This window comes from Amycolatopsis sp. WAC 01375 (assembly GCF_003947325.1).
Lineage (GTDB): Bacteria > Actinomycetota > Actinomycetes > Mycobacteriales > Pseudonocardiaceae > Amycolatopsis.
In genome coordinates, this window is record NZ_QHHW01000027.1 from 140,919 (window position 1) to 165,749 (window position 24,831).

Consider the following 24,831-nt stretch of genomic DNA (forward strand, 5'->3'; position numbering starts at 1 on the left):
GCGGGTTCCGCACGTACGGTGACCTCGCTCATGGGAGCATCACGGCCAGCGCGACCGGATCAGTGCTGGGGCGGTCGCCGTTCGTCTGTGAAGGGGTAAGTGCTGTGCGGATCCTGTCGGTGGACCTCGGGACGTCCAACACCGTGGCCGTCCTTTCGGCGCACGGGAGGCCGCCGCGGGTGGTCGAGGTCGACGGTTCGGCCAACATGCCGTCCGCGGTGTTCGCCACCGAGGACGGCACGATCATGGTCGGCCGGGACGCCGAACGCCGGGCCCGGCTGGACCCGACGCGCTTCGAGCCCAACCCCAAACGCCGCATCGACGAGCAGACGCTCCTGCTCGGCACCGACGTCATCCCGGTCACCGAAGTGCTGGCCGCGATCCTGCGCCGCGTCCTCGACGAGACCACCCGCCAGCTCGGCGGCGAGCTGCCCGACGAGGTCCGGCTCACCCACCCCGCGCAGTGGGGCCAGACCCGCCGCAACGTGCTCCTGTCCGCCGCCCGGCTCGCCGGGATGGGCGGCAACCTGGTGCTCGTCCCCGAGCCCGTCGCCGCGGCCGCGCACTTCGCGTCGTTCCCCGGCAAGACGCTCGCGCCGGGGCAGGCGCTCGCCGTGTACGACCTCGGCGCCGGCACCTTCGACGTCGCGATCGTCGGCGCGACCCCGAACGGCGGCTTCACCGTCGTCGCCGAAGACGGCCTTCCCGACCTCGGCGGCCTCGACGTCGACCAGGCGCTGCTGGTGCACGTCGGACGTGAGGTCTCGCACAAGGATCCTCAGCGCTGGCAGCGGGTCCTGCGGCCCGAGTCCACTCCGGACCGGCGTACGCGACGCGCGCTGCAGGAGGACGTGAAGGCGGCGAAGGAGGCCCTCTCGCGGCATCCGCAGACCGAGGTCCCGATGCCGGAGCCGTTCGAGGACGTCCTCGTCACGCGAGGCGAACTCGAAGCGCTGGTGCGGCCATCGATGCTGCGCAGTGTCGAGCTGATGGCGCGCGTGGTCCGCTCCGCCGGGATGACCCCGGACCGGCTCGCCGGCATCTACCTCGTCGGCGGTTCGAGCCGTCTCCCGCTGGTCGGCAGCCTGATCGCGGAGAAGCTCGGCGTCGTCCCCGGCAGCCTCGACCAGCCGGAGACCGCGGTCGCGCTCGGCGCCCAGCACGTCGCTTCCGACGGCATCAGCTCGCGTACGCAGGGCGTCGAAGGACAGGTCGCGGCGGGAACCGGCGCGCACCCAGGCGTTTCGGGTCCGTACGCGCCGCCGCCGCAGCAGGTCGCGTCGATCCCCGGCTACGCGGGAGGGGGCCCCGGTCAATCCGGCGGTTTCCCGCAGTCGGGCTACCCGAACAGCGGCCCGCAGCAGGTGCAGCAGCCCGCGCCGGCGAACTTCCCGACGTACTCGCTGGCCGGGCAGGCCGCCGGGGACAAGGCGCCCGCGAGCAAGAAGAAGCCGCTCGTCATCGGCGCCATCGCGGCCGTCGTCGTGCTGATCGCCGCCGGGCTCACCTACTTCCTGACGTCCTCGTCGGCGACCACCTACACCGCCGACGAGTGCAAGGTGCCCGGCGCGGCCGACGACAAAGGCCTCACCGGCTGCCTGCGTCAGCTCGCCGGGAAGATCGCCGACACCGGCGACTGCAAACCCGGCATGGGCAACGGGCCGGCGAAACCGGCCGAAGACCTCGGCGTGACGTCGACCTGTTCCGCCCCCGGCCGCGCCGGGACCCAGGTGACCTATCTGCAGAGCGACTCCGCGGACAAGCTCAAGGCCTACACCGACGGACTGCTCAAATCGGCCGGTGGGGACCGCACCGAGGCCAAATGGGTCGGCAACGCCCTGGAAGGCCAGTACTCCTCGGCCGCCGGGCGGAACGCCGCCGTACTGGTGTTCACCGTGACCGACCGGCCGCTGGTCGGCTTCATCTACCAGGTCCCGGCCGAAGGACAGAACCCGACGCCGGGCGAACTGGCCGACTACTTCGAAAAGAGCGTCCAGCCGGGCGAGTGATCCCCCGCCCTTCTGGCTCCGTTCGGTGCGCCCGATGTGGCATTGGGGACGCTCAGCGCCTCCAATGCCACATCGGGCGCACCCTTGCCCAGGCCTTCGCGGAACTCAGCCGAGGGGAGGGGGCCTTCACGCGTTTCGTGCCCGAGGCGGGCTAGACTTCACCCGATGCGTATCACGGTCTTCCGGCGGCTGATGGCCGACGAATTCGGTCCCGGACGTGCGGAAACCCTCTCCAGGGATCACGTCTTCGGTGAACTCGGGGGGCAGACCGTCGAACAGGCCCTCGACGCGGGAACCTCGGCCAAAGACGTCTGGCGGGCGGTCTGCGACGCCTTCGAGATCCCGCCGGAGCGGCGCTGACCTCGGCAAAGGGACAAGAACTCTAGCGCGACGGCGTGTCGGCAACGGCCTCGAACACGTGTTCGTCTATGGTGTTGTCCACAACGGGGTCAGCGATCCACAGCTTGGGCGCGAGGCCTGGAATTGTCGGTGGTCGCCCGTAGCGTCGGACCCGACAGCTCAGAACTGAAACAAGCCTTACCGGCTCAACCAACGAGGTGGACTCCATGGCACCAGCAGCACCCGACAAGGACAAGGCGCTCGAACTGGCCCTCGCCCAGATCGACAAGCAGTACGGCAAGGGCTCGGTCATGCGCCTCGGTGAAGAGGGCCGTGTGCCGATCGAGGTCATCCCCACCGGTGCCATCGCGCTCGACGTCGCGCTCGGGATCGGTGGCCTGCCCCGTGGCCGGGTCATCGAGATCTACGGTCCGGAGTCCTCCGGTAAGACCACCGTCGCGCTGCACGCGGTCGCCAACGCGCAGCGGAACGGCGGCATCGCCGCGTTCATCGACGCGGAGCACGCGCTGGACCCGGATTACGCCCAGAAGCTCGGCGTCGACACCGACGCGCTGCTGGTCTCCCAGCCGGACACCGGTGAGCAGGCGCTCGAGATCGCGGACATGCTGATCCGCTCCGGCGCGCTCGACATCCTGGTCATCGACTCGGTCGCCGCGCTCGTGCCGCGCGCCGAGATCGAGGGCGAGATGGGGGACAGCCACGTCGGTCTCCAGGCCCGGCTGATGAGCCAGGCGCTGCGGAAGATGACCGGTGCGATGAGCAACTCCGGCACCACCGCGATCTTCATCAACCAGCTGCGCGAGAAGATCGGCGTCATGTTCGGCTCCCCGGAGACCACGACCGGTGGTAAGGCGCTGAAGTTCTACGCGTCGGTCCGTCTGGACGTCCGCCGGATCGAGACGCTCAAGGACGGCGGCGAGCCCGTCGGCAACCGCACCCGCGTCAAGGTCGTGAAGAACAAGGTCGCGCCGCCCTTCAAGCAGGCCGAGTTCGACATCCTGTACGGGAAGGGCATCTCCCGCGAGGGCTCACTGATCGACATGGGTGTCGACCAGGGCATCCTGCGCAAGTCCGGCGCCTGGTACACCTACGAGGGCGACCAGCTGGGCCAGGGCAAGGAGAACGCGCGCAAGTTCCTGCTCGAGAACCCGGACATCGCCAACGAGGTCGAGAAGCGCATCAAGGAGAAGCTCGGCATCGGCGCCGTTGTCGACGCCGAAGCCGCCCCCGCGCCGGTCGACTTCTAGGGAACGAGGGGATTGGGCGAGGTGCGCTCGCCCTGATCCCTCCTCCGTGCCTTCCGGGGCTCGGATGCCGATTCGTTGTGGGACTTCTGAGGAGTGGTAGCTGAATGCGTCCGCCCAAAGTGGATCCGGCGGAGCTACCGCCGGACGAGCGGAGGAAGAAGGCCAAGGAGATCTGCTTCGATCTCCTGGCCGCGCGCCCGCGCTCCGCGGAGGAACTGCGTCAGGCCCTCAAGCGCAAGGGCTTCGACGAGGAGACGACGGAAACCCTGCTCGGTAAGCTGGACCAGGCAGGGCTCATCAACGACGCCGAGTTCGCCGAGATGTGGGTTCGTTCCCGTCAGGCCAACATGGGCCTGGCACGGAACGCCCTCGTAGCCGAACTCAAACGCAAAGGAATCGATGGGGATATCGCCGTCCAGGCCGCCGACGAGGTGGACCGAGAGGCAGAGGAGCAGCGCGCCCGAGAGCTGGTACGGAAGCGCATGCGCTCCCTGGGCAACGTCGACGAGCAGGCGGCGATCCGCCGCCTGCTGGGCTTCCTCGCCCGCAAGGGCTATCCCCAGGGGCTGGCCTACACCGTGATCCGCGACGAACTCCGCGAGTTCGGCGCCGAGTCGGCGCTACTGGACGACGCCGCCCTCGACTGAGTCACTTTCACCTGAGTCACTTTCACCTGAGCCGCTCACCGGCCGTGCGGGCCCGCTTGCCCGCCGGTCGGTGTTTCGCGTTCCGGTGGTCGTGAGTGGCGATTCGGGTTAGAACCCGAATCGCCACTCACGAGACTTGACCGGCTTGGTACCGGAGTTTTCTTGTCCCGCTTGAGGTACATGAAGGACCCCTTCCTTGCGCCTGGCGCAGTGAAGGGGTCCTTCATGTACTGGGGAAGGTGCCTTCACGGACCGCGGTCCCGCGATCAGCCGAAGCAAGGCTCTGACCAGCGTCGTCGCGACCGATCAGGAATCGAGAAGCGCTGGATGCCTGCTCGGAAATAGCGTTACCGGCATGAACTTCATCGACGCCATCACCCTCGAAGTGGCCGACACCGAGGCCGCCGAACGCTTCTACGCCACCGCCTTCGGGCTCGGCTCCGAGCTGCGCCTGCGGGCTTCGGAGGAGCCGTCCACCGGCTTCCGCGGCTACACCCTTTCCCTCACGGTGTCCCAGCCCGCCAACGCCGACGCGCTCATCGCCGCCGCCGTCGCCGCCGGGGCGACCGTGATCAAGCCCGCCACGAAATCGCTGTGGGGTTACGGCGGTGTCGTCCAGGCGCCGGACGGCGCGATCTGGAAGATCGCCACCTCGGCGAAGAAGAACACCGGGCCGGCCGCCCGTGAGTTCGACGACATCGTGTTGCTGCTGGGCGTCGCCGACGTGGCCGCGAGCAAGAAGTTCTACGTCGAGCACGGCCTCACCGTGGGGAAGAGCTTCGGCCGCGTGTACGTCGAGTTCGAGGCCGGTTCGAGCCCCGTGAAGCTGGCCCTGTACCGGCGCAAGGCGCTGGCCAAGGACGCGGGCGTGTCGCCCGAAGGCGCCGGCTCGCACCGCATCGCGATCTGCGGTGCCGCCCCGCTCACCGATCCGGACGGGTTCACCTGGGAGACCACCGCTCTCGCCGACCAGTCCTGATGTGCCACTACCGGATGCCCCCGCTCGCCGCCTACCAAGGAGAAACCACCATGACCACCAGGTACGAAGGATTCACGGCCGAAGAGAAGGCCGCGATGAAGGAACACGCCCAGGACATGAAGAAGGCCGCGCGCCGCGGTTCGGCCGCTGACAAAGCGGCGGCGGCGGAGCAGGACGTGCTGGCGAAGATCGCCGAGATGCCCGATGAGGACCGGGTGCTCGCCGAACTGGTCTACACCGTGGTGAAGGCGAACGCCCCGACACTCACGCCGAAGCTCTGGTACGGCCAGCCCGCCTACGCACTGGACGGCAAGATCGTCTGCTTCTTCCAAGCAGCGGCCAAGTTCAAGACGCGCTACGCGACCCTCGGCTTCAACGAGGCCGCGCAACTGGACGACGGCGAGATGTGGGCGACGGCCTTCGCGCTGACCGGCGCCACCCCCGCGGTGAAGAAGCGCATCGCCGCCCTGGTGAAGCAAGCCATCGCCTGCGATACCCGGTAGATAGCCCGCGGGAAGTTGTTGCGAAAGCCACTTTCGCAACGTCCTTCCCGCCAAGCCAACCCCATACCGCGAGTGGCAGCTCGTTTTACCGCGTGATTGGCCACACGCGAGATGGCGGCGAAACCCTACGCTCGGGTGATCACTGGGAGGACCACATGATCACCATCGCTCCACTGAAACCCGAAGACCGCGAAGCCTGGGAAAACCTGTTCCGCGCGTACATCGCCTTCTACGAACGTGTTGCGCCCCAAGAGGTCTACGACCGCGCCTGGCGCGAATTCCGAACGGGGGAGCGGATGCACGCGCTCGGGGCCCGCGTGGGTGGCGAGCTCGTCGGGATCACGCACTTCCTGGTGCATCCCAGCACTTCCGCGCTCACCGGCGTCTGTTACCTGCAAGACCTGTTCACCGCGCCGGAAGCCCGGGGCAAGGGGGTCGCGCGGGCGCTGATCGAGGCCGTCGCGGACTGGGCGCGCGACCGCGATTGCGACAGGGTTTACTGGCACACCAAGGAATCCAACGTCACCGCGCGTCGCCTGTACGACCAGGTCGCGGTCAACCGCGGGTTCATCCAGTACCAGCTCCCGCTCTGAAAGCAGTGAAGGCCACCTTCGCGAAGGTGGCCTTCACGACACGGATCAGAGCTTCGACGCCTCCGCCGCGAAAGCCTCGATCTTCCCGAAGTCCTTGGCCGCCAAGGCGTCCTTCGGGGTCAGCCACGAACCGCCGATGCAGCCCACATTGGACAGTGCGAGATAGTCCGGCGCGGTCTTCACGGTGATCCCGCCGGTGGGGCAGAACCGCAGCCCTGGCAGCGGCCCGCCGATCGACTTCAGGTACGCCACGCCGCCGCTGGCCTCGGCGGGGAAGAACTTCAGCGCGGTCAGCCCGCGTTCGGCCAGCCGCATCGCCTCCGAAACCGTGCTCGCGCCCGGCAGGAACGGGAGCCCGGTGTCGAACGCCGCGTCGAGGACCGAGTCGGTGCAGCCCGGGGTCACCAGGAACTTCGCGCCGGCGGCGGCCGCCTGCTTGGCGTGTTCGGGGGCGGTGACCGTCCCGGCGCCGATGACGATCTCCGGGACCTCCGCGGCGATCCGCTCGATGGAGGCGAGCGCCGCCGGGGTGCGCAGGGTCAGCTCGATCACGCCGATCCCGCCCGCGAGCAAGGCCCGGGCGGTGGGCACGGCGTCGGCGGCGTCGTCGAGCACGACGACGGGCATCACGGGGGACAGGCCGAGCAGGTCGGCGCCGGTGGTCACTGGGTTACCTCCACAGGGGTCAACGTGTGCGCCGGAGCGCCGAAGTGTTCCGGCGTGAGCGGTCCGAACACGCTCGCGCCTTGATCGGCGGGGCCGACCGCGCGGCGCAGCGCCGCGAACAGCTCCCGGCCGGTGCCGGTCCAGGATGCCTCCGAAGGCGGGGAGTCCACCAGTTCACGGCGGGCGAGTTCTTCGTCACCCACGAAGACGTCGAGCGTCCCGGCCTTGGCGTCGAGACGGATGACGTCGCCGTCGGCGATCCGCGCGATCGGGCCGCCCGCGGCGGCTTCCGGGGTCACCTGGATCGCCGCCGGGATCTTCCCGGACGCGCCCGACATCCGGCCGTCGGTGAGCAACGCCACCTGGTGCCCGCGGTCCATCAGCACCCCCAGCGCCGGGGTGAGGCCGTGCAGTTCCGGCATCCCGTTGGCCTGCGGGCCCTGCTGCCGGATGACCACGACCACGTCGCGGTTCAGCTCGCCGGCCTCGAAAGCGTCCTTGAAGGACTTCTGGTCGGTGAACACCCGAGCCGGGGCCTGGACGATCCGGTGCTCGGGCGCCACCGCCGACACCTTGATCACCGCGCGGCCGAGGTTGCCCGCGACCATGCGAAGCCCGCCGTCGGAAGCGAACGGCCGCCATACGGGACGCAGGACGTCCTCGTCGAGGCTGCGCGCCGGGACGTCACGCCAGACCAGTTCGCCCTCGGAGAGGATCGGCTCCTGCCGGTACCGGTGCAGACCCGGTCCGGCGACGGTCCGGACGTCCTCGTGCAGCAGCCCTGCGTCGAGCAGCGTGCCGACCAGGAACTGGATGCCCCCGGCGGCGTGGAAGTGGTTGATGTCGGCGCTGCCGTTCGGATACACGCGCGCCAGGAGCGGGATCACCGCCGACAGGTCGGAGAAGTCGTCCCAGGTCAGCTGGATGCCCGCGGCCGCGGCGATCGCGACGAGATGCATCGTGTGGTTGGTCGAACCGCCCGTGGCGAGCAGCGCGATGACGCCGTTGACGACGGCCTTCTCGTCGATCACACCGGAGATAGGCGTGTACTCCTCGCCCCGCGAAAGCTTCACCACGCGGCGTCCGGCCTCTTCGGTGAGCGCCTTCCGTAGCGGAGAGTTCGGCTGGACGAAGCTGGCGCCCGGCAGGTGCAGGCCCATCACCTCGACGACCATCTGGTTCGAGTTGGCCGTGCCGTAGAAGGTGCACGTTCCCGCCGAGTGGTACGAAGCCGCTTCGGCGTCCAGAAGGTCTTCGCGGGTGGCCTTGCCCTCGGCGTAGAGCTGGCGCACGCGCGCCTTCTCCTTGTTCGGCAGGCCGGAGTTCATCGGCCCGGCGGGCACCAGGATCGCCGGGAGGTGCCCGAAGGACAGCGCCCCGATCAGCAGGCCCGGCACGATCTTGTCGCAGACGCCGAGCAGCAGCGCCGCGTCGAACATGTCGTGGGAGAGCGCGATCGCGGTCGACATCGCGATCACCTCGCGGCTGAACAGCGACAGCTCCATCCCGGGACGGCCCTGGGTGACGCCGTCGCACATGGCGGGCACGCCACCGGCGAACTGCGCCACCCCGCCCGCCTGACGGACCGAGCCCTTCACCATCGCCGGGTACTCCTGCATCGGCTGGTGCGCCGAAAGCATGTCGTTGTAGGAGGAGACGATCGCGACGCCCGGGGCCCGCACGGCGCGCAAGGCCGCTTTGTCGACGCCTTCCATCGCGGCGAATCCGTGGGCGAGGTTGCTGCAGTCGAGGCCGCGCCGCATCGGCCCTTCTTCGTGGGAGGCGGCGACACGCTCGAGGTACGCGGCGCGGGTTTCGGCGCTGCGGGCCGCGATGCGTTCGGTGACTTCGGCGATGATGGGATGGACGTTCGGGGCGGTGCTCATTGTCCGGCTCCGGATCACTGGTCGTGGTGGTCCGCGGGACGGCAACGCTGACGCCGCTGGGTCGTGACAGTGGCCACAGTACCTCGGGGGAAAGCTCGAATCAAAATCGATACAGAAGATCGACTCGCGTGACCTCCATCACGTCACTAGGTTCCACTGTGCTACTTGTCACATTGCACAACGCGCGGCAGAGTCGAGACGGCGAGGATCGCTTGCCTTCGAAGGCTCAAGCGGCCAACCGAACCGACCATCGGGAGGTACCGATGTCCACCACAGAGATCGCCGAGCTTCGGCGAGCCATCGGTCAGTTGAGGCAGTGCGTCGGCGCGCTGCGATCCCGATACGGCGACGCCTCGGCGGTACGACGCCTGGCGAACGACGTCGAGCGGCTCGACATCGACGCGACCGATCTCGACACGACCCCGAACGCGGTGCCCGCGCAGGCGAAGGCCGCCGATCGTGTCCAGGTTCCCGACACGCCTTACGACCCGGCGCTGTGGCAAGGCGCCGATGACGAAGGCGTCGGCGGCTACAAGCGCGACCAGCGGTGAGCGCCCCCGCCGGCAACGAGGCCGGACGGGGTACGGGGGTCCGCGCACCGTCGCGGGCCCGGATCACCGAGAAAACGCTGCGCACCGACCGGTGGTGGCTTTCCCCGCTGCTGACCGTCCTCGGCCTCTCCGCCTTCATCATCTACGCGACGATCAGGTCGTTCGTGCGCACCGCGTACTGGGTGCCCGAGTACCACTACCTGACGCCGTTCTACTCGCCCTGCGTCTCGGAATCCTGCGTCGAAGGCTCCCGGCATTTCGGGGCATGGTTCGGCGAACTGCCGGGCTTCATCCCGCTCGGCTTCCTCGTCCTGCCGTTCCTGCTCGGCTTCCGGCTGACCTGCTACTACTACCGCAAGGCGTACTACCGCGCGGTCTGGTTCTCGCCGCCCGCGTGCGCGGTCGCCGAACCGCACGCGAAGTACACCGGTGAGACCCGCTTGCCGTTGATCCTGCAGAACGTCCACCGCTACTTCTTCTACGTGGCCGTGGTCGTCTCGCTGGTCAACACCTACGACGCGATCACCGCGTTCCACGGCAAGACCGGCGGTTTCGGTTTCGGGCTCGGCAACATCGTGCTGCTCGGCAACGTGATCCTGTTGTGGGCCTACACGTTGTCCTGTCACTCGTGTCGTCACGTGACCGGCGGCAGGCTCAAGCACTTCTCGAAACATCCGGTCCGCTACTGGATCTGGACGCAGATCACGAAGCTCAACACCCGGCACATGGCGCTGGCGTGGACGACGCTCGGCACGCTGGTGCTGACCGATCTCTACGTGATGCTCGTGGCCAGCGGTGCGATTTCGGATCTGCGGTTCATCAACTAGCGGCGCGGGAATCTCCCGTCCCCGGCGACAAGCTTTGAGGTGGCTCTTTCTATGACCGAGGTCGAACGGCTCAACTACGACGTGGTGGTGATCGGGGCCGGCGGCGCAGGTCTCCGCGCGGTCATCGAAGCCCGTGAACGCGGCTTCAGCGTCGCGGTGGTGTGCAAATCGCTGTTCGGCAAGGCGCATACGGTGATGGCCGAAGGCGGCTGCGCGGCGTCGATGGGCAACGCGAACTCGAACGACAACTGGCAGGTGCACTTCCGCGACACCATGCGCGGCGGGAAGTTCCTCAACAACTGGCGGATGGCCGAGCTCCACGCGAAGGAGGCGCCGGACCGGGTCTGGGAACTGGAGACCTACGGCGCGTTGTTCGACCGCACCGCCGACGGCCGGATCAGTCAGCGCAACTTCGGCGGGCACACGTACCCGCGGCTGGCGCACGTCGGCGACCGCACCGGACTCGAACTGATCCGCACGATGCAGCAGAAAATCGTTTCGCTGCAACAAGAGGACTTCAAGGAGACCGGCGACTACGAAGCGAGGATCAAGGTCTTCGCCGAATGCACGATCACCGAGCTGCTGACCGACGACGGCCGGATCTCGGGTGCCTTCGGGTACTGGCGCGAGAGCGGCCGGTTCATCCTGTTCGAGTCGCCGGCGGTGGTGCTGGCCACCGGCGGTATCGGGAAGTCGTTCAAGGTCACCTCGAACTCGTGGGAGTACACCGGTGACGGGCACGCGCTGGCACTGCGGGCCGGGGCGACGCTCATCAACATGGAGTTCGTCCAGTTCCACCCGACGGGCATGGTCTGGCCGCCGAGTGTGAAGGGGATCCTGGTCACCGAAGGCGTCCGCGGTGACGGCGGGGTTCTCAAGAACACCGAGGACAAGCGGTTCATGTTCTCCTACGTCCCCGACGTGTTCAAGGGGCAGTACGCGGACAGCGAGGAAGAAGCCGACCGCTGGTACACCGACCAGGAGAAGAACCGCCGCACCCCGGACCTGCTGCCGCGGGACGAGGTCGCGCGCGCGATCAACACCGAGGTCAAGGAGGGCCGGGGGTCGCCGCACGGCGGGGTCTTCCTCGACATCGCCAGCAGGCTGCCCGCGGAGGAGATCCGCAAACGGCTGCCGTCGATGTACCACCAGTTCAAGGAACTCGCCGACGTCGACATCACGAAGGAACCGATGGAGGTCGGCCCTACCTGTCACTACGTGATGGGCGGGATCGAGGTCGATCCGGACACCGCGTCGTCGAGCGTGCCGGGGCTGTTCGCCGCGGGCGAGTGCTCGGGCGGGATGCACGGTTCGAACCGGCTCGGCGGCAACTCGCTCTCGGATCTGCTCGTCTTCGGCCGCCGCGCGGGACTCGGTGCCGCGTCCTACGTGTCGGAGCTGAAGGATCGCCCCAAGGTCAGCCAGTCCGATGTGGACGCCGCCGCGGCGATGGCGCTCGCGCCGTTCGACCCGCCGGGTGACGGCGTCGAGGAAAACCCGTACAGCCTGCACACCGAACTGCAGCAGTCGATGAACGACCTCGTCGGCATCATCCGGAAGTCGGAGGAGATCGAGCGGGCGCTGGAGAAGCTCGGGGAACTGCGCGAGCGGATCAAGCGGGTCACCGTCGAAGGGCACCGGCAGTTCAACCCCGGCTGGCATCTCGCCGTCGACCTGCGCAACATGCTGATGGTCAGCGAATGCGTCGCCCGTGCCGCGCTGCTGCGGACCGAGAGCCGGGGCGGGCACACCCGCGACGACCACCCGGGCATGGACGCCCAGTGGCGCAACAAACTCCTGGTCTGTTCGGCCACGCCGGGCGACAACCCGGTGGTGCCGGAAGTCGGCATCGAGGTCAAGGAACAGATTTCGCTGCGTCAGGATCTGCTGGAACTGTTCGAACTCTCCGAGCTGGGGAAGTACTACACCGACGAAGAACTGGCCTCGCACCCCGGGAGCCCGGCATGAGCTACAAGGCGAGTTTCCGGGTGTGGCGCGGCGACGCCGACTCCGGTGAGCTGAAGGACTACAGCGTCGAAGTCAACGAGGGCGAGGTCGTCCTCGACATCATCCACCGGTTGCAGGCCACCCAGGCCTCGGATCTGGCGGTGCGGTGGAACTGCAAGGCCGGCAAATGCGGTTCGTGCTCGGCGGAGATCAACGGCAAGCCGCGGCTGCTGTGCATGACCCGGATGTCGACCTTCACCGAGGACGAGGTCATCACCGTGACGCCGATGCGGACGTTCCCGGTGATCCGCGACCTGGTGACCGACGTGTCGTTCAACTACACCAAAGCCCGCGAGATCCCCTCGTTCACTCCGCCGCCGGAGCTGAAGCCGGGGGAGTACCGGATGCAGCAGGTGGACGTCGAGCGCTCGCAGGAGTTCCGCAAGTGCATCGAGTGCTTCCTGTGCCAGAACACCTGCCACGTGGTGCGTGACCACGAGGAGAACAAGGAGTCCTTCGCCGGGCCTCGGTACCTGATGCGGATCGCCGAACTCGAGATGCACCCTCTCGACGTCGCCGACCGGCGTGACGAGGCGCAGGAGGAACACGGGCTCGGCTACTGCAACATCACCAAGTGCTGCTCGGACGTGTGCCCGGAGGGCATCCACATCACCGACAACGCGCTGATCCCGATGAAGGAACGCGTCGCGGACCGGAAGTACGACCCCATCGTATGGCTGGGGAACAAGCTGTTCCGGCGGGACAAGTAGACACCTTTCGTGAGTGGTAAGGAGGGTGCTAACCCTCCTTACCACTCACGAGCCTTAATTCGTTTGCCCCCACTCACCCGCTTGTCGCACACTTACCGCACACCACCAAGGAGGACGCATGACGCGACGTTGTTACGCCATGGCCCTTGGTATGGAAGAGAAACACGGCTCCCCGCCGTCGTCCTAGCAGGACGTCGCAGCTGCGGAGCCGCCCTTCGGGAAACCGAACCGGGCGGCTTTTCTTTCGGTGAACCCTGATTTCTGGAACGAAGCAGTCCGGTGCGCGTGCGTGCCGGACTGTGTTCCAGGCCAAGGCGCGTTGGTCCAGCGGAATGGATACCGGGTTTTCACCCCGGTGACGTGGGTTCGACTCCCACACGCGCTACGCCCCGGCACGGCGGGGAAACCTGTTCCGTCGTACCGGTGCGGCGGTGTGGGGTCCGTGTGTCCCATACCGCCAGACGCGCACGGTCCGGCGACCGGCCGGGATTCATAGCCCCGGCCAGCCTGGCTCGACACCAGGGTGCGCGACTCAGCCCATCTTGCGGGCGCTGTGCACGTCGCCGCTTTCGTGGCGGCGCAGGACGATGTCCTGGAAACCGTTGTCCCGCAACGCTTCCTCCAGGCCGACGCCGTTCGTGGCGACGGCCACGAGCAGTCCGCCCGCCACCAGGCTCGCGGCGACGCGGCCGAGAGGGTCGGAAGAGTCCAGGAAAGCCAGGACGATGTCGAAGACGCCCATCACCGGCAACCGGGCGAACTGGTGGACCTCGTACGAGATCCCGACGGGGTCGCGTTCCTCTTCGCGTTGCGCGGCCGCGATCAGCGTCTGATCCGCGTCGACGCCGACGACGCGGCGAGCGCCCTTGCTCCGGAGCAAGCGGGGATAGCGGCCATCACCGCACCCGACGACCAGGACCGACCTGCCCGCCAGGTCCGGCAGCGCTTCGAGCAGCGTCGCGGCCTGGTCCGCCATACGGCCGACGCTAGCCGAGCGACCGCTGTCCCGACAGGACCAAGAGGCCTATCCCGGAGTACACGAAGGCCCCCTTCCTGTACCTGGGCGCAAGGAAGGGGGCCTTCGTGTACTTCTCTGGAGCTACAACGACCGACCGGTGTTGAAGTCGGTGGCGTCCACGACGGACGCGGGTGCGTCGTGCACCGGCTTGGCTCCCTTGGGAGCCTTCTTCCGCCGCGCCAGCTTGTTCTCCAGCCACGACGCGAACCAGCTCAAGACCAGGTTCAGCACGATGAAGATGATCGCGACGATGATCAGCGTCGGGATCGTGTTGCCGTAGAGACCGGTGAGCGGCCCGGTACTCCGGATCAGCTCGTTGAAGCCGATGGTCAGCTGACCGGCCAGCGCGGTGTCCTTGAGGATGACCACCAGCTGACTCACCAGCGCGGGCAGCATCAGGGTGACCGCCTGCGGCAGCAGGACGGTCATCATGATCTGGGTCTTGCGCATGCCCAGCGCGGATGCGGCCTCACCTTGGCCCTTGGGCAGCGAAAGAATGCCCGCACGGAACACCTCGGCCATGACTGAGCCGTTGTAGAGCACCAGACCGGTCACCGCGGCGAAGAGAGGGCGGATCTCGGCGTCGATGTCGGTGTAGAAAGCATAGAACGCCGCGGCGAAGACCATCAGCAGCAGCACCGGGATCGCCCGGAAGAACTCGACGACCGCGCCGACCGGGACCCGGATCCACTTGTGCTCCGACAGCCGGCCGATGCCCAGCAGCGCACCGATCGGCAGCGCGATCACAATCGACAGCGCCGCGGCCTTCAGGGTGTTGAGCAGACCGGGCAGGATGAATTCGGTCCAGGTCGAGCCCTTGACGAAGGGCTCCCACAGCGCGCCGGCCCACTGGTTCTTCTCGTCGAAGCCTACGTAGATGTAATAGAGGACCAACGCCAGGACGAGGACGAAAAGGACGCTGTAGAGCCAGTTCCGTGCCCGCGCCTTCGGTCCGGGGATGTCATAGAGAACGGTCTGCGTGCTCATCGCTTGACCTCGACCTTCTTGGCGACCCAGCCCAGCAGCAGGCCGAGGGGGAGGACCAGGACGACGAAACCGACGGCGAAGACCAGGAAGACCAGGAGCAGCGAGTCGGACTCGTTCTCGATCATGTCCGACATCAGCAGCGACGCCTCGGCGACACCGATGATCGCCGCGACCGTGGTGTTCTTCAGCAGTGCGATCATGACGTTCGCCAGCGGCGCGATCACCGACCGGAATGCCTGTGGCAGCACGATCAGTGTCAGCACCTGGACGAAGCCGAGCCCCAGCGCACGGGCCGCTTCCGCCTGGCCGACCGGAACGGTGTTGATGCCGGACCGCAGCGATTCACAGACGAACGTGGCGGTGTAGGCGACGAAGCCGAGGATCGCGAGCCGGAAGGCGTTGTCCTCCAACGACGTCGTCGACTCCGACGAGGCCAGGTTGAGTCCCAGGGTGGAGGACAGTCCCAGCGATGTGAAGACGATGATCACCGTCAGCGGGGTGTTCCGGAAGATGTTGACGTAGGCGGTGCCGAACGCCCGCATGATCGGAACGGGGCTCACCCGCATCCCCACCAGGATGGTGCCCCAGATCAGGGAACCGATCGCGGAGAAGAAGGTGAGCTTGATCGTCATCCAGAAGGCGCCGAGCAAGTCGTAATTGGGATTGTCGAGGAAATCGAACAAGGTGCTCAACCCAGCCTCGGTATGGGAACGGTGCGCCGCGGTACACGGCGCACCGTTCGATTCCTTTGGTTCAGCGGCTCAGCGAGCCGGGTGTCAGGAGATGGCCGGGGGCTCGGGGATCTTGTAGCCCGACGGGCCGACGTTCTTCTCCAGAGCGGCCTTCCACGCGCCGTCCTGCTGCATCTTCTTGATCGCGTTGTTGATCGCGGTGATGCTCTCGGCGTCGTCCTTCTTCAGGCCGACGCCGTACTTCTCGTCGGTGAAGCCCTTGCCGACCAGCTTCAGCTTGCCGGGCTGCTGCGCGGCGTAGCCGCCGAGGATGACGTCGTCGGTGGTCATCGCGTCGACGGTCTTGTTGAGCAGCGAGGTCACGCAGTCGGTGTACTTTCCGCGCTCTTCGAGCTGAACTTCCTTGGCGTACTTCTCCTTGACGTTCTGCGCCGGGGTCGAACCCTTGACCGAGCAGAGCTTCTTGTTGCCGGTCAGCGACTCCGGGCCGGTGATGTCGGTGTTGTCCGCCCGGACCAGCAAGTCCTGGTGGGCGATGAAGTACGGGCCCGCGAAGGAGACCTCGTTCTTGCGCTTGTCGGTGATCGAGTAGGTGGCGACGATGAAGTCGACCTCACCCTTCTTGATCAGGTCCTCGCGCTGCGCGGACTGCGCTTCCTTCCAGGTGATCCCCGACTCTTCGACGCCGAGCTCCTTGGCGATGTACTTCGCCACGTCGACGTCGAATCCGGCGTAGGTGCCGTCGCCCTGCTTCTGGCCGAGGCCGGGCTGGTCGAACTTGATGCCGATGGTCAGCTTCTTGTCGCTCTTGGCCTTCGCCACCACGTTCTTGGCGCCGCTGGAGCCGCTGCCGGCGTCCGACCCACCGCCGCCACAGGCGGAGAGGGCGAGACCGGCCGCCACGACGGCCGCGCTCATTCGCAGAACTCGGTTCAACCGCATTGTTCTCAGTTTCCTTCCGAATCTTGTCCAGCCGATACCGGCCGGCGGGGAAGTCCTTAGTGGGTAAGGATCTTGCCGAGGAAGTCCTTCGCCCGGTCGGTCTTGGGCTTGGTGAAGAACTCGTCCGGGGTGGAGTCTTCGACGATCTCGCCGTCGGACATGAACACCACCCTGTTCGCGGCACGCCGCGCGAAGCCCATCTCGTGGGTGACGACGAGCATCGTCATCCCGTCCTTCGCGAGCGTGGTCATCACGTCGAGGACCTCCTGGACCATCTCCGGGTCCAGCGCCGAGGTCGGCTCGTCGAACAGCATCACCTTGGGGCGCATGGCCAGCGCGCGGGCGATCGCCACCCGCTGCTGCTGCCCGCCGGAAAGCTGCGCCGGGTACTTGTCGGCCTGGTTCGCGATGCCGACGCGTTCGAGCAGTTCCATCGCGGTCTTGCGGGCCTCCGCCGAGTTGACCTTGCGGACCTTCATCGGCGCGAGCATGACGTTCTCGACGATCGTCTTGTGCGCGAACAGGTTGAACGACTGGAACACCATGCCGACGTCGGCGCGCAGTGCGGCCAGCGCCTTTCCTTCGGCGGGCAGCGGAACGCCGTCCACCGCGATCTCGCCGGAGTTGATGGGTTCCAGCCGGTTGATCGCCCGGCACAGTGTCGACTTGCCAGACCCGGACGGCCCGAGCACGACCACGACCTGCCCACGCGGCACCTCGAGGTTGATCTCCTTGAGCACGTGCAGGTCGCCGAAGTACTTGTTAACGGCGGCCGCCTTGATCATCGGCGCCGCCACCTCCGCGGTCATCTGGCCTCCAGGAGCGTTCGTTTGCAGGGGACTGCGGGGTCAGGCACCACGCGATGGCGGAAACCTACTCCCGTCGGACCGCTTGTAAAGGCGGCTTGACCAATACTTAGGGTTTCAAGTCCGTATCGTTCCCAAGCCACCGGACGGCCCCGGTCCGCCGCCGTCCGGCCCTGATCAGCCTAGACAAGGCAGGGATGGCTCGTAACCGGGGTCACAACAGATCTGTGACGCATCGTGACCATTACCGCCCGCGTCGGTGTGCTCACTGGGCCGGACGGCGCAGTGACACGGGCAGCGCGGAACGTGACTCACCCCATAGAGTCGTTCTTCAGTCGTCGCGGTGGCGGTGACGGCGTGAAAGGGAAACACGGGTGCGGGTACTGCTGGTGGAGGACGACGACCGGGTCGCGGGTGCCTTGACGCCCGCGCTGACCCGGCGCGGCCTGACGATCAAACGCCTGGCCTCCGGCGCCGGGGTGCTCGATCTGGTGCACGAGGTCGACGTCGTGCTGCTCGACCTCGGGCTCCCCGACGTCGACGGGATCGTCCTGTGCCGCCGGATCCGCGCGGTCAGCGACGTGGCGGTGATCGTGGTTTCGGCGCGGGGTGAGGTCGACGACCGGATCCAGGGTCTGCGGTCCGGCGCGGACGACTATCTGGTGAAGCCCTACGACGTCGACGAACTGGTCGCCCGTGTCGAGGCCGTGCGCCGTCGCCGCGGTGAACGGCCTGCCGCGGCCGAACCGCCCGGCGTCATCCGGGCGGGTGATGTCTCGGTGGATATCGGGCGCCATGAGGTGCAGGTCGACGGGCAGCCGGTTTCCTTGTCCCGCAAGGAGTTCCAGGTACTAGCGCTGGTCGTCTCCGCTCGTGGCGCGGTGTGCTCGCGCGAGCACGTGCTGACCGAGGTCTGGGGCCATCGAGGCCCGGCGGAGAGCCGCTCGCTCGACGTCCACGTCGCCACGCTGCGGACCAAACTGGGCAGGCCCGCGCTGATCGAGACCGTGCGCGGCGTCGGGTACCGCCTCGGCGGCGCCTACGGCCCGGCCGAAGAGGCCTGAGCCGGTGCGCGTCCGGCTCCAGGCGATCGTGCTGACGCTGGTCGCGGCACTCGTGTTCGGCCTCGGCATCCCGCTCGCGCTCAGCGTGGCGGCCAGTGTGCAGCTCGACCTCTTCCTCGACCGGCTCACCGACACCTCCCGGTTCGCGTCGCTGGCCCAGCGTCCGCTGGTGGAGAACCGGCCGGACCTGATCGAGGACGAACTCCGCCGCTACACCGAGGTCTACGAGGTGCCGGTGGTTATCGCCGATCAGGACGGCGAGTCCGTGGCCAGCGCGCTCGGCGCCCCCGGGCAGGCCGCCCGGATCGACCTCAGGGATCCCGTGATCGCCTCGCATCTGCAGCAGGCGCTGGCGGGGCGGCGTTCCGAGCCAGGGGCGCTGCTGATGCCGTGGAACACCGAACCGCTGGTGCTGGCCGAGCCGATCCTGATCGACGGCGAGGTGCGGGGTGCGGTGATCACCCTGTCCTCGACCGAGAAGGCGCGGACCGAACTGGTGTGGTGGTGGCTGCTCATCGCGGCGGGCGCGGTGCTGGCGTTCGGGCTCGCGCTGCTGGTCGCGGTACCGGTGGTGCGCTGGATCCTGCGCCCGGTGCGGCGGCTCGACGATGCCACCGGCGCGCTGGTCGCCGCGGTGGTCAGCGGCCGCGAGGTCGAGCGGGTGGGGGAGTCGGGAGGGCCGCCGGAACTGCGCCAGCTCGAACGGTCCTTCGACCGGATGGCCGCCAGCGTCGACGAGGCGCTCACGGCGCAGCGCGCGTTCGTCGCCGACGCCTCCCACCAGCTGCGGAACCCGTTGACGGCGTTGAAGATCAGGCTCGGCAACCTCGACGGCCACGTCGACGACGACCTGGCCGCGGCGGACCTCGAAGCCGCCGTCGTGGACGCGCGGCGGCTCAACCAGATCCTCGACGAACTCCTTTCGCTGGCCCGTGCCGAGGCTTCGGGCGGCGAACTGGTGCCGGTCGGCCTCGACGAGGTCGTGGGGGCCCGGGTCGCCGACTGGGCCGTGGTCGGCGCGACGCGGGACGTGTCGCTGGCAGCCTCCGGGCTGGGCGGCGGCTTGCGGGTGCTCACCCCCGCGCGGGGGCTCGAAGTGGTGCTGGACGCGCTGCTGGACAACGCGCTCAAGTTCACCGAGCCGGGTACGGAGGTCCGCGTCACCGTCACCGTCACGGACGGGAAGGTCGACATCGCCGTCCGCGACCACGGGCCCGGCCTGCGCGACGACGAACTGGAACGCGCGGCGGACCGGTTCTGGCGCAGCACCGCGCATCAGAACGTGCCCGGCTCCGGTCTCGGCCTGGCGATCGTCACCGAGATCATGGCCCGCTCGGACGGCTCGCTGCGGCTGGGCTCACCCGACGGCGGCGGTCTCGAAGTGACCGTGACCCTGCCGGTCGCTAATCCTTGAGTGCTCTGAAATAACGCAGCGCGCCGGGGTGCAGCGGCAGGGGAGAGGTCTCGATGGCGGGATGGACGTCGATCGACAGCGCCGCACCGGCCGCCTTGACCAGCTGATCCCGTGCGTCGAACAGCCCACGCACCAGCGCCTCGGCGACGTCGTCGGACATCGAAGCGGGCACCACGAGGAAGTTCGGCAGCACCAGCGTGGTCACCGGCTCCGACAGGTTGTAAGCCGTCACCGGGATGGTCGCCGTGCGGTACACGGGACTGGTGGCCCGCAGGGCGTCCGCGAGGTCGGTGATGTCGAGCAGCCGCAGGCCGACCGTCCGCACCCGCTCCGTGATCGACGGTGTCGGCACCCCGCCGGACCAGATGACGGCGTCGATCTGACCGGTCTCCAGGGCGGGCAGCGCCTCGTTGATGCCGAGGTTGCGCTGGTCGATCGCGCCGGTCAGGCCCGAGGCCTTCAGCAACTGCTTCGACAGGAACTCGACACCGGAGTCCGGCGAACCGATCGCGACCTTGCGCCCGCGCAGCTGGGCGAACGACTTGACCGACGAGTCGGCGCGGACGATGACGTGCAGGTAGTCGTCGTGCACGCGGGCCAGCGCGGCCAGCCCGGCCGTGTTCTCGGTGGCGACGTCGGCGGCCACGAACGCGACGTCGGCCTTCCCCGCGCGGATCCGGCCGATGTTGTCCGGGGACCCCTCGGTCTCCAGGATCTCGGGCCGTTCGGTGTCCAGCTGAGCGGCCCACGCGTCGGCCAGCGCCTCGGCGAGCTTGTCGTACACGCCGCCGTTGAGCCCCGCGGCGATCCGCACCCGCGTTCCGGACAGATCCGGTCCGCACCCGGCGACCAGGGCGCAGACCACGGCGATCACCGCCGCCAGCACCCCTGGTCTCCTCATGAGGGTCGATCGTGCCATGGAACCCCGCCCGCGTACCCTCGAAGGCGAGATGAGCGCGCGCACTTACCAGATCCGCACCTTCGGCTGCCAGATGAACGTGCATGACTCCGAACGTCTTGCCGGGCAGCTCGAGGACGCCGGCTACGTTCCGGGTGACGGCGAAGCCACACCCGACCTGATCGTGTTCAACACCTGCGCGGTGCGGGAGAACGCGGACAACAAGCTGTACGGCACCCTGGGGCATATCCGGCCGCAGAAGACCGCGAAGCCGGGCATGCAGATCGCCGTCGGCGGCTGCCTCGCGCAGAAGGACCGCGGCGAGATCGTCAAACGCGCGCCCTGGGTCGACGTCGTGTTCGGCACGCACAACATCGGTGCGCTGCCGACGCTGCTGGAGCGCGCGCGGCACAACGCCGAGGCCGAGGTCGAGATCCTCGAATCGCTCGAGACCTTCCCTTCGACGCTCCCGGCGAAGCGCGACTCGGCGTACGCGGGCTGGGTGTCGATTTCGGTCGGCTGCAACAACACCTGCACCTTCTGCATCGTCCCGGCGCTGCGCGGCAAGGAACGCGACCGCCGTCCCGGCGAGATCCTGGCCGAGGTCGAGGCGCTCGTCGCCGAAGGCGTGCTCGAAGTGACCTTGCTCGGCCAGAACGTGAACTCCTACGGCGTCGAATTCGGCGACCGGCTCGCGTTCGGGAAGCTGTTGCGCGCCTGCGGTTCGGTGGAGGGCCTGGAGCGCGTCCGCTTCACTTCGCCGCATCCGGCGGCGTTCACCGAGGACGTCATCGACGCGATGGCCGAGACGCCGAACGTGTGCCACCAGCTGCACATGCCGCTCCAGTCCGGTTCGGACAAGGTGCTGCGCGAAATGAAGCGGTCCTACCGTTCGGCGCGCTACCTCAAGATCCTCGACCGCGTGCGCGAGTCGATGCCCGACGCCGCGATCACCACCGACATCATCGTCGGTTTCCCCGGCGAGACCGAGGAAGACTTCCAGGCCACGCTCGACGTCGTCGCGCAGGCGCGGTTCTCCAGCGCGTTCACCTTCCAGTACTCGATCCGGCCGGGCACGCCCGCCGCCGAGATGGACGGGCAGCTGCCGAAGGAGGTCGTGCAGGAGCGCTACGAACGGCTCGTGAAGCTGCAGAACGACATCTCCTGGGAAGAGAACAAGAAGATCGTCGGCCGCCGCGTCGAGTTGCTGGTCGCCTCCGGTGAGGGACGCAAGGACTCCGAAACGCACCGGATGAGCGGCCGTGCCCGTGACGGCAGGCTCGTCCACTTCGCGCCGACGGGACCGCTGGTGGACCGCTCCGTGCGTCCCGGCGACGTCGTCGAGACCGTGGTGACCTATGGCGCTCCGCACCACCTCGTCGCCGACGGCGATCTGCTGTCGCACCGCCGCACCAAGGCGGGCGACAACTCCGAGGCCGGGCTCCGGCCGAAGACCAACGGCGTGACGCTGGGCCTGCCGGGTTTCGGCGCCCCGGTCGTCACGCCGGAACCGGTGAGCGGGTGTGCGCTGTGACCGAACCGAAGATCGACGAACTCGCGGCCGAAATCGACGAGGTCGGCGAGCGGGCCGCCAAGACGATCGAGCTGGGCAGGCGCGGATTCTCCATCGCCGTGCTCGCGTTCGTGCTGCTGGTCGCCCAGCTGCTGCCCTGGGTCGGCGAGCACGCCGGCTGGGAGGTGCTGCTCGGCAAGGGCGGCGGGATCCCGCAGCTGTTCGCCGCGACCTCCACCGGGATCGGCGTGTTCGCCTCCGCCGTCACGCTGGTGACCCGGCGCTGGTGGCTGGCCTGGGTCTGCGCCGCGGGCGGCTGGTTCGCCTCCGTCGACGGGATGCTCGCGATCTGGTCCCAGCAGTCCTCGCACGCGACCGGCGCGGCCGGTGGCGGCCCGGGCTTCGGGATGATCCTCGCCTGGTTCGCCACCGTCGCGCTGGCCGTCTACTGGATGCGTGCCGCCTTCTCGCGGAGCTAGCCGACGCGCAAGGTGAGGTTGCTGGACGTGTACGCGCTCGCGTAAAGCGTCGTTTCGGGGTGATAGGCCCGCAGGGTGATCACCGCGCTGAAAGAGAAGCTCAGCTTCAGGGAGAACGTCGAGTTGGGACGGCAGGTCGTGTCGCCGATGTTCACCCAGACACTTCCTTGAAGCTGCTGCACGATGATCGCCTCGAGGCTGTCGGTCCCGTCCGTACGGGCACCGTCGACCTGCAGCTTTCCCTTGAGGGTGACCTTTTCGTTGACCTTGACCTGCTTCTTGCTGAGCGAGGCGTCGAGCTTGACCTTCTTCTTGCCTGCTTCGGAAGAGGCGGGGACCGGTGCGGGAGAGCCGATCGCCGATGCGGCCGGGGCGAGCCCGGCCACCAGAGCACAACTGATCGCCAGGGCGGCGAACGCCCGGCGTACTGGGGGAATCAGTGTCTGGTTCATGATCGAAGTCGACCACGGCTGGGCGCGGAGAGCGCCCGAATACGCACTAACGAGCGATATGTCCCTCCACAGTGGAGTGACGCGCGAAGGCCCCTGCGACGCGCTCGGGACATCCAGTGCAATGAAGGGGCCTTTCATAGCAAATTTTGCTATGAAAGGCCCCTTCATTGCACGCGTGTGCGGTGGGGGTCGGCGAAGGCTCCCTAGCGGGACCTGCCTACCGGTCCGCGATAGCCGCTTCCGCCGCTTCGAGCCACTCACGCCATTGCGAGGCCTGCTCGTCCGCCTTCTTCGCGCGACGCTCGTCGCCGGCCGCACGGGCCTTCGCCGCCTGCGACTCGAACTGCTCGACCCGTTCGCGGAACTGCGCCGCCCTGGCCTGCGCCTCGGGGTCGGTCCGCCGCCACTTGCTGTCCTCGGCCGACTTGATCGCGTCTTGCACGGCCTTCAGGCGGCCGTCCAGCTCGCGGATCCGCTCGCGCGGGACCTTGCCGATCTCGTCCCACTGGTCCTGGATGCGCCGCATGTGCTGCTTCGCCGCTTCGAGGTTCGCCGCGGGGTCGATCTTCTCGGCCTCGACGAGCAGCTGTTCCTTCTGCTGCGCGTTGGTCGCGAACTCGGCGTCCCGCTCGGAGAACACCGAGGACCGCCGTGCGAAGAACTTGTCCTGCGCCGCGCGGAAACGCTGCCAGAGCGCCTCGTCGCTGTCCTTGGGCGCGCGGCCGGCGGCCTTCCACTCGGTCATCAGGTCCTTGTAGCGGCCCGCGGTCTCGCCCCAGTCCGAGGATTCCGAGAGCGCCTCGGCCTCCGCGATCAGCTCTTCCTTGCGGTTCTTGGCGCCCGCGCGCTGCTTGTCGAGCTCGGCGAAGTGCGAGCCACGGCGGCGGTTGAACGCCTCACGGGCCTTGGAGAACCGCTTCCACAGCTCGTCGTCGGTCTTGCGGTCGACGCCCTTGACGGTCTTCCACTCGTCCAGGATGGCGCGCAGCCGGTCGCCGGCGGCCTTCCACTGGGTCGACTCCGCGGCGAGTTTCTCGGCTTCGTCGGCGAGGGCCTGCTTGCGCAGGACGGCGGCCGCGCGGGCCTCTTCACGCTCCTGCTTGGCCGCGGCCAGTGCTTTTTCGGCGTGCGCGATGACCTGCTCGATGCGGCCGCCCAGCGCGGCGATGTCGCCGACGACGGCGGCTTCGGCGAGACCGTCGCGCAGCTGCGTGGCCGTGGCCAGCGCGTGCTTCGGATCGCCCGCGCCGGACTCCAGTCGCGTCTCCAGCAGCTCGACCTCGGTGCGCAGGTCGTCGAAGCGGCGCGCGTAGTGGAGCAGACCCTCGTCCGGGCTCCCGGCCTGCCAGACCCCGACCGCGCGTTCGCCGTCGGGCGTGTTGACGTACACCGTTCCTTCGTCGTCGACCCTGCCCCAAGCGGACGGGCTGGGCTCGGCGGGCGGCACGGGGGGTGCGGGGTGCCCGCCACCGAGCGCGTGCGGTACCGGGTGCGGTGCCGGGGTACCGGTGGACGTGTTCTCCTGGGCCATCGCAGGCTCCTTATCGCCTGTACGCCCGCTGGCGCGGGCGCCCCGTCTAG

General features: G+C 68.1%; 25 protein-coding genes and 1 tRNA gene. 16 read left to right on the top strand and 10 right to left on the bottom strand.

Annotation, left to right across the window (positions count from 1 at the left end; genetic code table 11):
* The first annotated feature begins 104 nt into the window (after positions 1 to 104).
* From DL991_RS17315 to DL991_RS17345, 7 genes are all read left to right on the top strand, one after another.
* Positions 105 to 2,009, top strand: a complete 1,905-nt coding sequence (locus tag DL991_RS17315; protein WP_125785349.1) for an Hsp70 family protein — start codon at positions 105 to 107, stop codon at positions 2,007 to 2,009.
* 165 nt (positions 2,010 to 2,174) lie between these two features.
* On the top strand, positions 2,175 to 2,369 hold the full coding sequence (locus tag DL991_RS17320; RefSeq protein ID WP_125785350.1) for a DUF3046 domain-containing protein: 195 nt from the start codon (positions 2,175 to 2,177) through the stop codon (positions 2,367 to 2,369).
* Positions 2,370 to 2,575: 206 nt separating this feature from the next.
* The gene (gene recA / locus DL991_RS17325) at positions 2,576 to 3,616 is read left to right on the top strand and encodes a recombinase RecA (protein ID WP_101606377.1); all 1,041 of its coding nucleotides are present in this window, start codon (positions 2,576 to 2,578) and stop codon (positions 3,614 to 3,616) included.
* A 119-nt stretch (positions 3,617 to 3,735) separates the two neighbouring features.
* Entirely contained in the window at positions 3,736 to 4,263 is a 528-nt protein-coding gene (locus DL991_RS17330) for a regulatory protein RecX (RefSeq protein ID WP_199753991.1), read from the top strand.
* Between the two features lie 355 nt (positions 4,264 to 4,618).
* Entirely contained in the window at positions 4,619 to 5,242 is a 624-nt protein-coding gene (locus tag DL991_RS17335) for a glyoxalase (protein WP_125785352.1), read from the top strand.
* A gap of 50 nt (positions 5,243 to 5,292) precedes the next feature.
* Positions 5,293 to 5,745: an iron chaperone gene (locus DL991_RS17340; RefSeq protein ID WP_125785353.1), complete on the top strand. Its 453-nt coding sequence runs from the start codon at positions 5,293 to 5,295 to the stop codon at positions 5,743 to 5,745.
* Positions 5,746 to 5,900: 155 nt separating this feature from the next.
* Complete coding sequence (locus DL991_RS17345) at positions 5,901 to 6,338, top strand: GNAT family N-acetyltransferase (RefSeq protein WP_125785354.1); 438 nt, start codon at positions 5,901 to 5,903, stop codon at positions 6,336 to 6,338.
* Between the two features lie 45 nt (positions 6,339 to 6,383).
* On the opposite strand, the gene eda is transcribed toward DL991_RS17345, so the two are convergent.
* Positions 6,384 to 7,004, bottom strand: coding sequence for a bifunctional 4-hydroxy-2-oxoglutarate aldolase/2-dehydro-3-deoxy-phosphogluconate aldolase (gene eda, locus DL991_RS17350; RefSeq protein ID WP_125785355.1), 621 nt, complete (start codon positions 7,002 to 7,004; stop codon positions 6,384 to 6,386).
* The gene (edd, locus tag DL991_RS17355; protein WP_125785356.1) at positions 7,001 to 8,890 is read right to left on the bottom strand and encodes a phosphogluconate dehydratase; all 1,890 of its coding nucleotides are present in this window, start codon (positions 8,888 to 8,890) and stop codon (positions 7,001 to 7,003) included. The genes eda and edd overlap by 4 nt, the downstream gene beginning before the upstream one ends.
* Positions 8,891 to 9,153: 263 nt before the next feature.
* Here edd and DL991_RS17360 point away from each other — a divergent pair, with 263 nt between their 5' ends.
* From DL991_RS17360 to DL991_RS17380, 5 genes are all read left to right on the top strand, one after another.
* Positions 9,154 to 9,441, top strand: coding sequence for a hypothetical protein (locus DL991_RS17360; RefSeq protein WP_016332714.1), 288 nt, complete (start codon positions 9,154 to 9,156; stop codon positions 9,439 to 9,441).
* Positions 9,438 to 10,268, top strand: coding sequence for a hypothetical protein (locus DL991_RS17365; RefSeq protein WP_125785357.1), 831 nt, complete (start codon positions 9,438 to 9,440; stop codon positions 10,266 to 10,268). Before DL991_RS17360 ends, DL991_RS17365 begins: the two co-directional genes overlap by 4 nt.
* A gap of 51 nt (positions 10,269 to 10,319) precedes the next feature.
* Positions 10,320 to 12,236: a fumarate reductase/succinate dehydrogenase flavoprotein subunit gene (locus tag DL991_RS17370; protein WP_125785358.1), complete on the top strand. Its 1,917-nt coding sequence runs from the start codon at positions 10,320 to 10,322 to the stop codon at positions 12,234 to 12,236.
* Complete coding sequence (locus DL991_RS17375) at positions 12,233 to 12,985, top strand: succinate dehydrogenase/fumarate reductase iron-sulfur subunit (protein ID WP_125785359.1); 753 nt, start codon at positions 12,233 to 12,235, stop codon at positions 12,983 to 12,985. The genes DL991_RS17370 and DL991_RS17375 overlap by 4 nt, the downstream gene beginning before the upstream one ends.
* A gap of 313 nt (positions 12,986 to 13,298) precedes the next feature.
* Positions 13,299 to 13,370, top strand: a tRNA-Glu gene (locus tag DL991_RS17380).
* A gap of 147 nt (positions 13,371 to 13,517) precedes the next feature.
* Here the strand turns inward: DL991_RS17380 and DL991_RS17385 are convergent.
* From DL991_RS17385 to DL991_RS17405, 5 genes are all read right to left on the bottom strand, one after another.
* Positions 13,518 to 13,961 (bottom strand): class I SAM-dependent methyltransferase, encoded by a 444-nt coding sequence (locus DL991_RS17385; protein ID WP_125785360.1) that lies wholly within the window; start codon positions 13,959 to 13,961, stop codon positions 13,518 to 13,520.
* A gap of 123 nt (positions 13,962 to 14,084) precedes the next feature.
* Positions 14,085 to 14,990, bottom strand: coding sequence for an amino acid ABC transporter permease (locus DL991_RS17390; protein ID WP_125785361.1), 906 nt, complete (start codon positions 14,988 to 14,990; stop codon positions 14,085 to 14,087).
* Positions 14,987 to 15,682 carry an amino acid ABC transporter permease gene (locus DL991_RS17395; protein ID WP_233598882.1) on the bottom strand — a complete coding sequence of 232 codons (696 nt, stop codon included), beginning with the start codon at positions 15,680 to 15,682 and terminating at the stop codon, positions 14,987 to 14,989. The genes DL991_RS17390 and DL991_RS17395 overlap by 4 nt, the downstream gene beginning before the upstream one ends.
* An 84-nt stretch (positions 15,683 to 15,766) precedes the next feature.
* Positions 15,767 to 16,624 (bottom strand): glutamate ABC transporter substrate-binding protein, encoded by an 858-nt coding sequence (locus tag DL991_RS17400; protein ID WP_199746546.1) that lies wholly within the window; start codon positions 16,622 to 16,624, stop codon positions 15,767 to 15,769.
* Between the two features lie 56 nt (positions 16,625 to 16,680).
* Positions 16,681 to 17,409, bottom strand: coding sequence for an amino acid ABC transporter ATP-binding protein (locus DL991_RS17405; protein ID WP_199746565.1), 729 nt, complete (start codon positions 17,407 to 17,409; stop codon positions 16,681 to 16,683).
* Positions 17,410 to 17,804: 395 nt separating this feature from the next.
* On the opposite strand from DL991_RS17405, the gene DL991_RS17410 reads away from it, so the two are divergent.
* Positions 17,805 to 18,494, top strand: a complete 690-nt coding sequence (locus DL991_RS17410; RefSeq protein WP_125785363.1) for a response regulator transcription factor — start codon at positions 17,805 to 17,807, stop codon at positions 18,492 to 18,494.
* 4 nt (positions 18,495 to 18,498) lie between these two features.
* A complete protein-coding gene (locus DL991_RS17415) occupies positions 18,499 to 19,908 on the top strand; it encodes a HAMP domain-containing sensor histidine kinase (protein ID WP_125785364.1) in 1,410 nt (469 codons plus the stop codon).
* Here the strand turns inward: DL991_RS17415 and DL991_RS17420 are convergent.
* A complete protein-coding gene (locus DL991_RS17420; RefSeq protein WP_125785365.1) occupies positions 19,898 to 20,809 on the bottom strand; it encodes a TAXI family TRAP transporter solute-binding subunit in 912 nt (303 codons plus the stop codon). The genes DL991_RS17415 and DL991_RS17420 overlap by 11 nt on opposite strands.
* Positions 20,810 to 20,825: 16 nt before the next feature.
* Here DL991_RS17420 and miaB point away from each other — a divergent pair, with 16 nt between their 5' ends.
* Together miaB and DL991_RS17430 are read left to right on the top strand one after the other, a co-directional pair.
* Positions 20,826 to 22,340 carry a tRNA (N6-isopentenyl adenosine(37)-C2)-methylthiotransferase MiaB gene (gene miaB, locus DL991_RS17425; protein ID WP_199753992.1) on the top strand — a complete coding sequence of 505 codons (1,515 nt, stop codon included), beginning with the start codon at positions 20,826 to 20,828 and terminating at the stop codon, positions 22,338 to 22,340.
* A complete protein-coding gene (locus DL991_RS17430) occupies positions 22,337 to 22,798 on the top strand; it encodes a hypothetical protein (protein WP_125785367.1) in 462 nt (153 codons plus the stop codon). The genes miaB and DL991_RS17430 overlap by 4 nt, the downstream gene beginning before the upstream one ends.
* Here DL991_RS17430 and DL991_RS17435 read toward each other — a convergent pair.
* Complete coding sequence (locus DL991_RS17435; RefSeq protein ID WP_125785368.1) at positions 22,795 to 23,250, bottom strand: hypothetical protein; 456 nt, start codon at positions 23,248 to 23,250, stop codon at positions 22,795 to 22,797. The two genes, DL991_RS17430 and DL991_RS17435, sit on opposite strands and share 4 nt — an antisense overlap.
* 217 nt (positions 23,251 to 23,467) lie before the next feature.
* Complete coding sequence (locus DL991_RS17440) at positions 23,468 to 24,781, bottom strand: DUF349 domain-containing protein (protein WP_125785369.1); 1,314 nt, start codon at positions 24,779 to 24,781, stop codon at positions 23,468 to 23,470.
* Positions 24,782 to 24,831 lie beyond the last annotated feature (50 nt).

Bases quoted from the DNA above. Each gene is read 5' to 3' on its own strand.
- DL991_RS17320 (WP_125785350.1), top strand. From the start codon at position 2,175: ATGCGTATCACGGTCTTCCGGCGGCTGATGGCCGACGAATTCGGTCCC.
- recA (WP_101606377.1), top strand. From the start codon at position 2,576: ATGGCACCAGCAGCACCCGACAAGGACAAGGCGCTCGAACTGGCCCTC.
- DL991_RS17335 (WP_125785352.1), top strand. From the start codon at position 4,619: ATGAACTTCATCGACGCCATCACCCTCGAAGTGGCCGACACCGAGGCC.
- DL991_RS17340 (WP_125785353.1), top strand. From the start codon at position 5,293: ATGACCACCAGGTACGAAGGATTCACGGCCGAAGAGAAGGCCGCGATG.
- DL991_RS17345 (WP_125785354.1), top strand. From the start codon at position 5,901: ATGATCACCATCGCTCCACTGAAACCCGAAGACCGCGAAGCCTGGGAA.
- edd (WP_125785356.1), bottom strand. From the start codon at position 8,890: ATGAGCACCGCCCCGAACGTCCATCCCATCATCGCCGAAGTCACCGAA.
- DL991_RS17360 (WP_016332714.1), top strand. From the start codon at position 9,154: ATGTCCACCACAGAGATCGCCGAGCTTCGGCGAGCCATCGGTCAGTTG.
- DL991_RS17370 (WP_125785358.1), top strand. From the start codon at position 10,320: ATGACCGAGGTCGAACGGCTCAACTACGACGTGGTGGTGATCGGGGCC.
- DL991_RS17375 (WP_125785359.1), top strand. From the start codon at position 12,233: ATGAGCTACAAGGCGAGTTTCCGGGTGTGGCGCGGCGACGCCGACTCC.
- DL991_RS17385 (WP_125785360.1), bottom strand. From the start codon at position 13,961: ATGGCGGACCAGGCCGCGACGCTGCTCGAAGCGCTGCCGGACCTGGCG.
- DL991_RS17390 (WP_125785361.1), bottom strand. From the start codon at position 14,990: ATGAGCACGCAGACCGTTCTCTATGACATCCCCGGACCGAAGGCGCGG.
- DL991_RS17400 (WP_199746546.1), bottom strand. From the start codon at position 16,624: ATGCGGTTGAACCGAGTTCTGCGAATGAGCGCGGCCGTCGTGGCGGCC.
- DL991_RS17405 (WP_199746565.1), bottom strand. From the start codon at position 17,409: ATGATCAAGGCGGCCGCCGTTAACAAGTACTTCGGCGACCTGCACGTG.
- DL991_RS17420 (WP_125785365.1), bottom strand. From the start codon at position 20,809: ATGAGGAGACCAGGGGTGCTGGCGGCGGTGATCGCCGTGGTCTGCGCC.
- miaB (WP_199753992.1), top strand. From the start codon at position 20,826: ATGGAACCCCGCCCGCGTACCCTCGAAGGCGAGATGAGCGCGCGCACT.
- DL991_RS17435 (WP_125785368.1), bottom strand. From the start codon at position 23,250: ATGAACCAGACACTGATTCCCCCAGTACGCCGGGCGTTCGCCGCCCTG.
- DL991_RS17440 (WP_125785369.1), bottom strand. From the start codon at position 24,781: ATGGCCCAGGAGAACACGTCCACCGGTACCCCGGCACCGCACCCGGTA.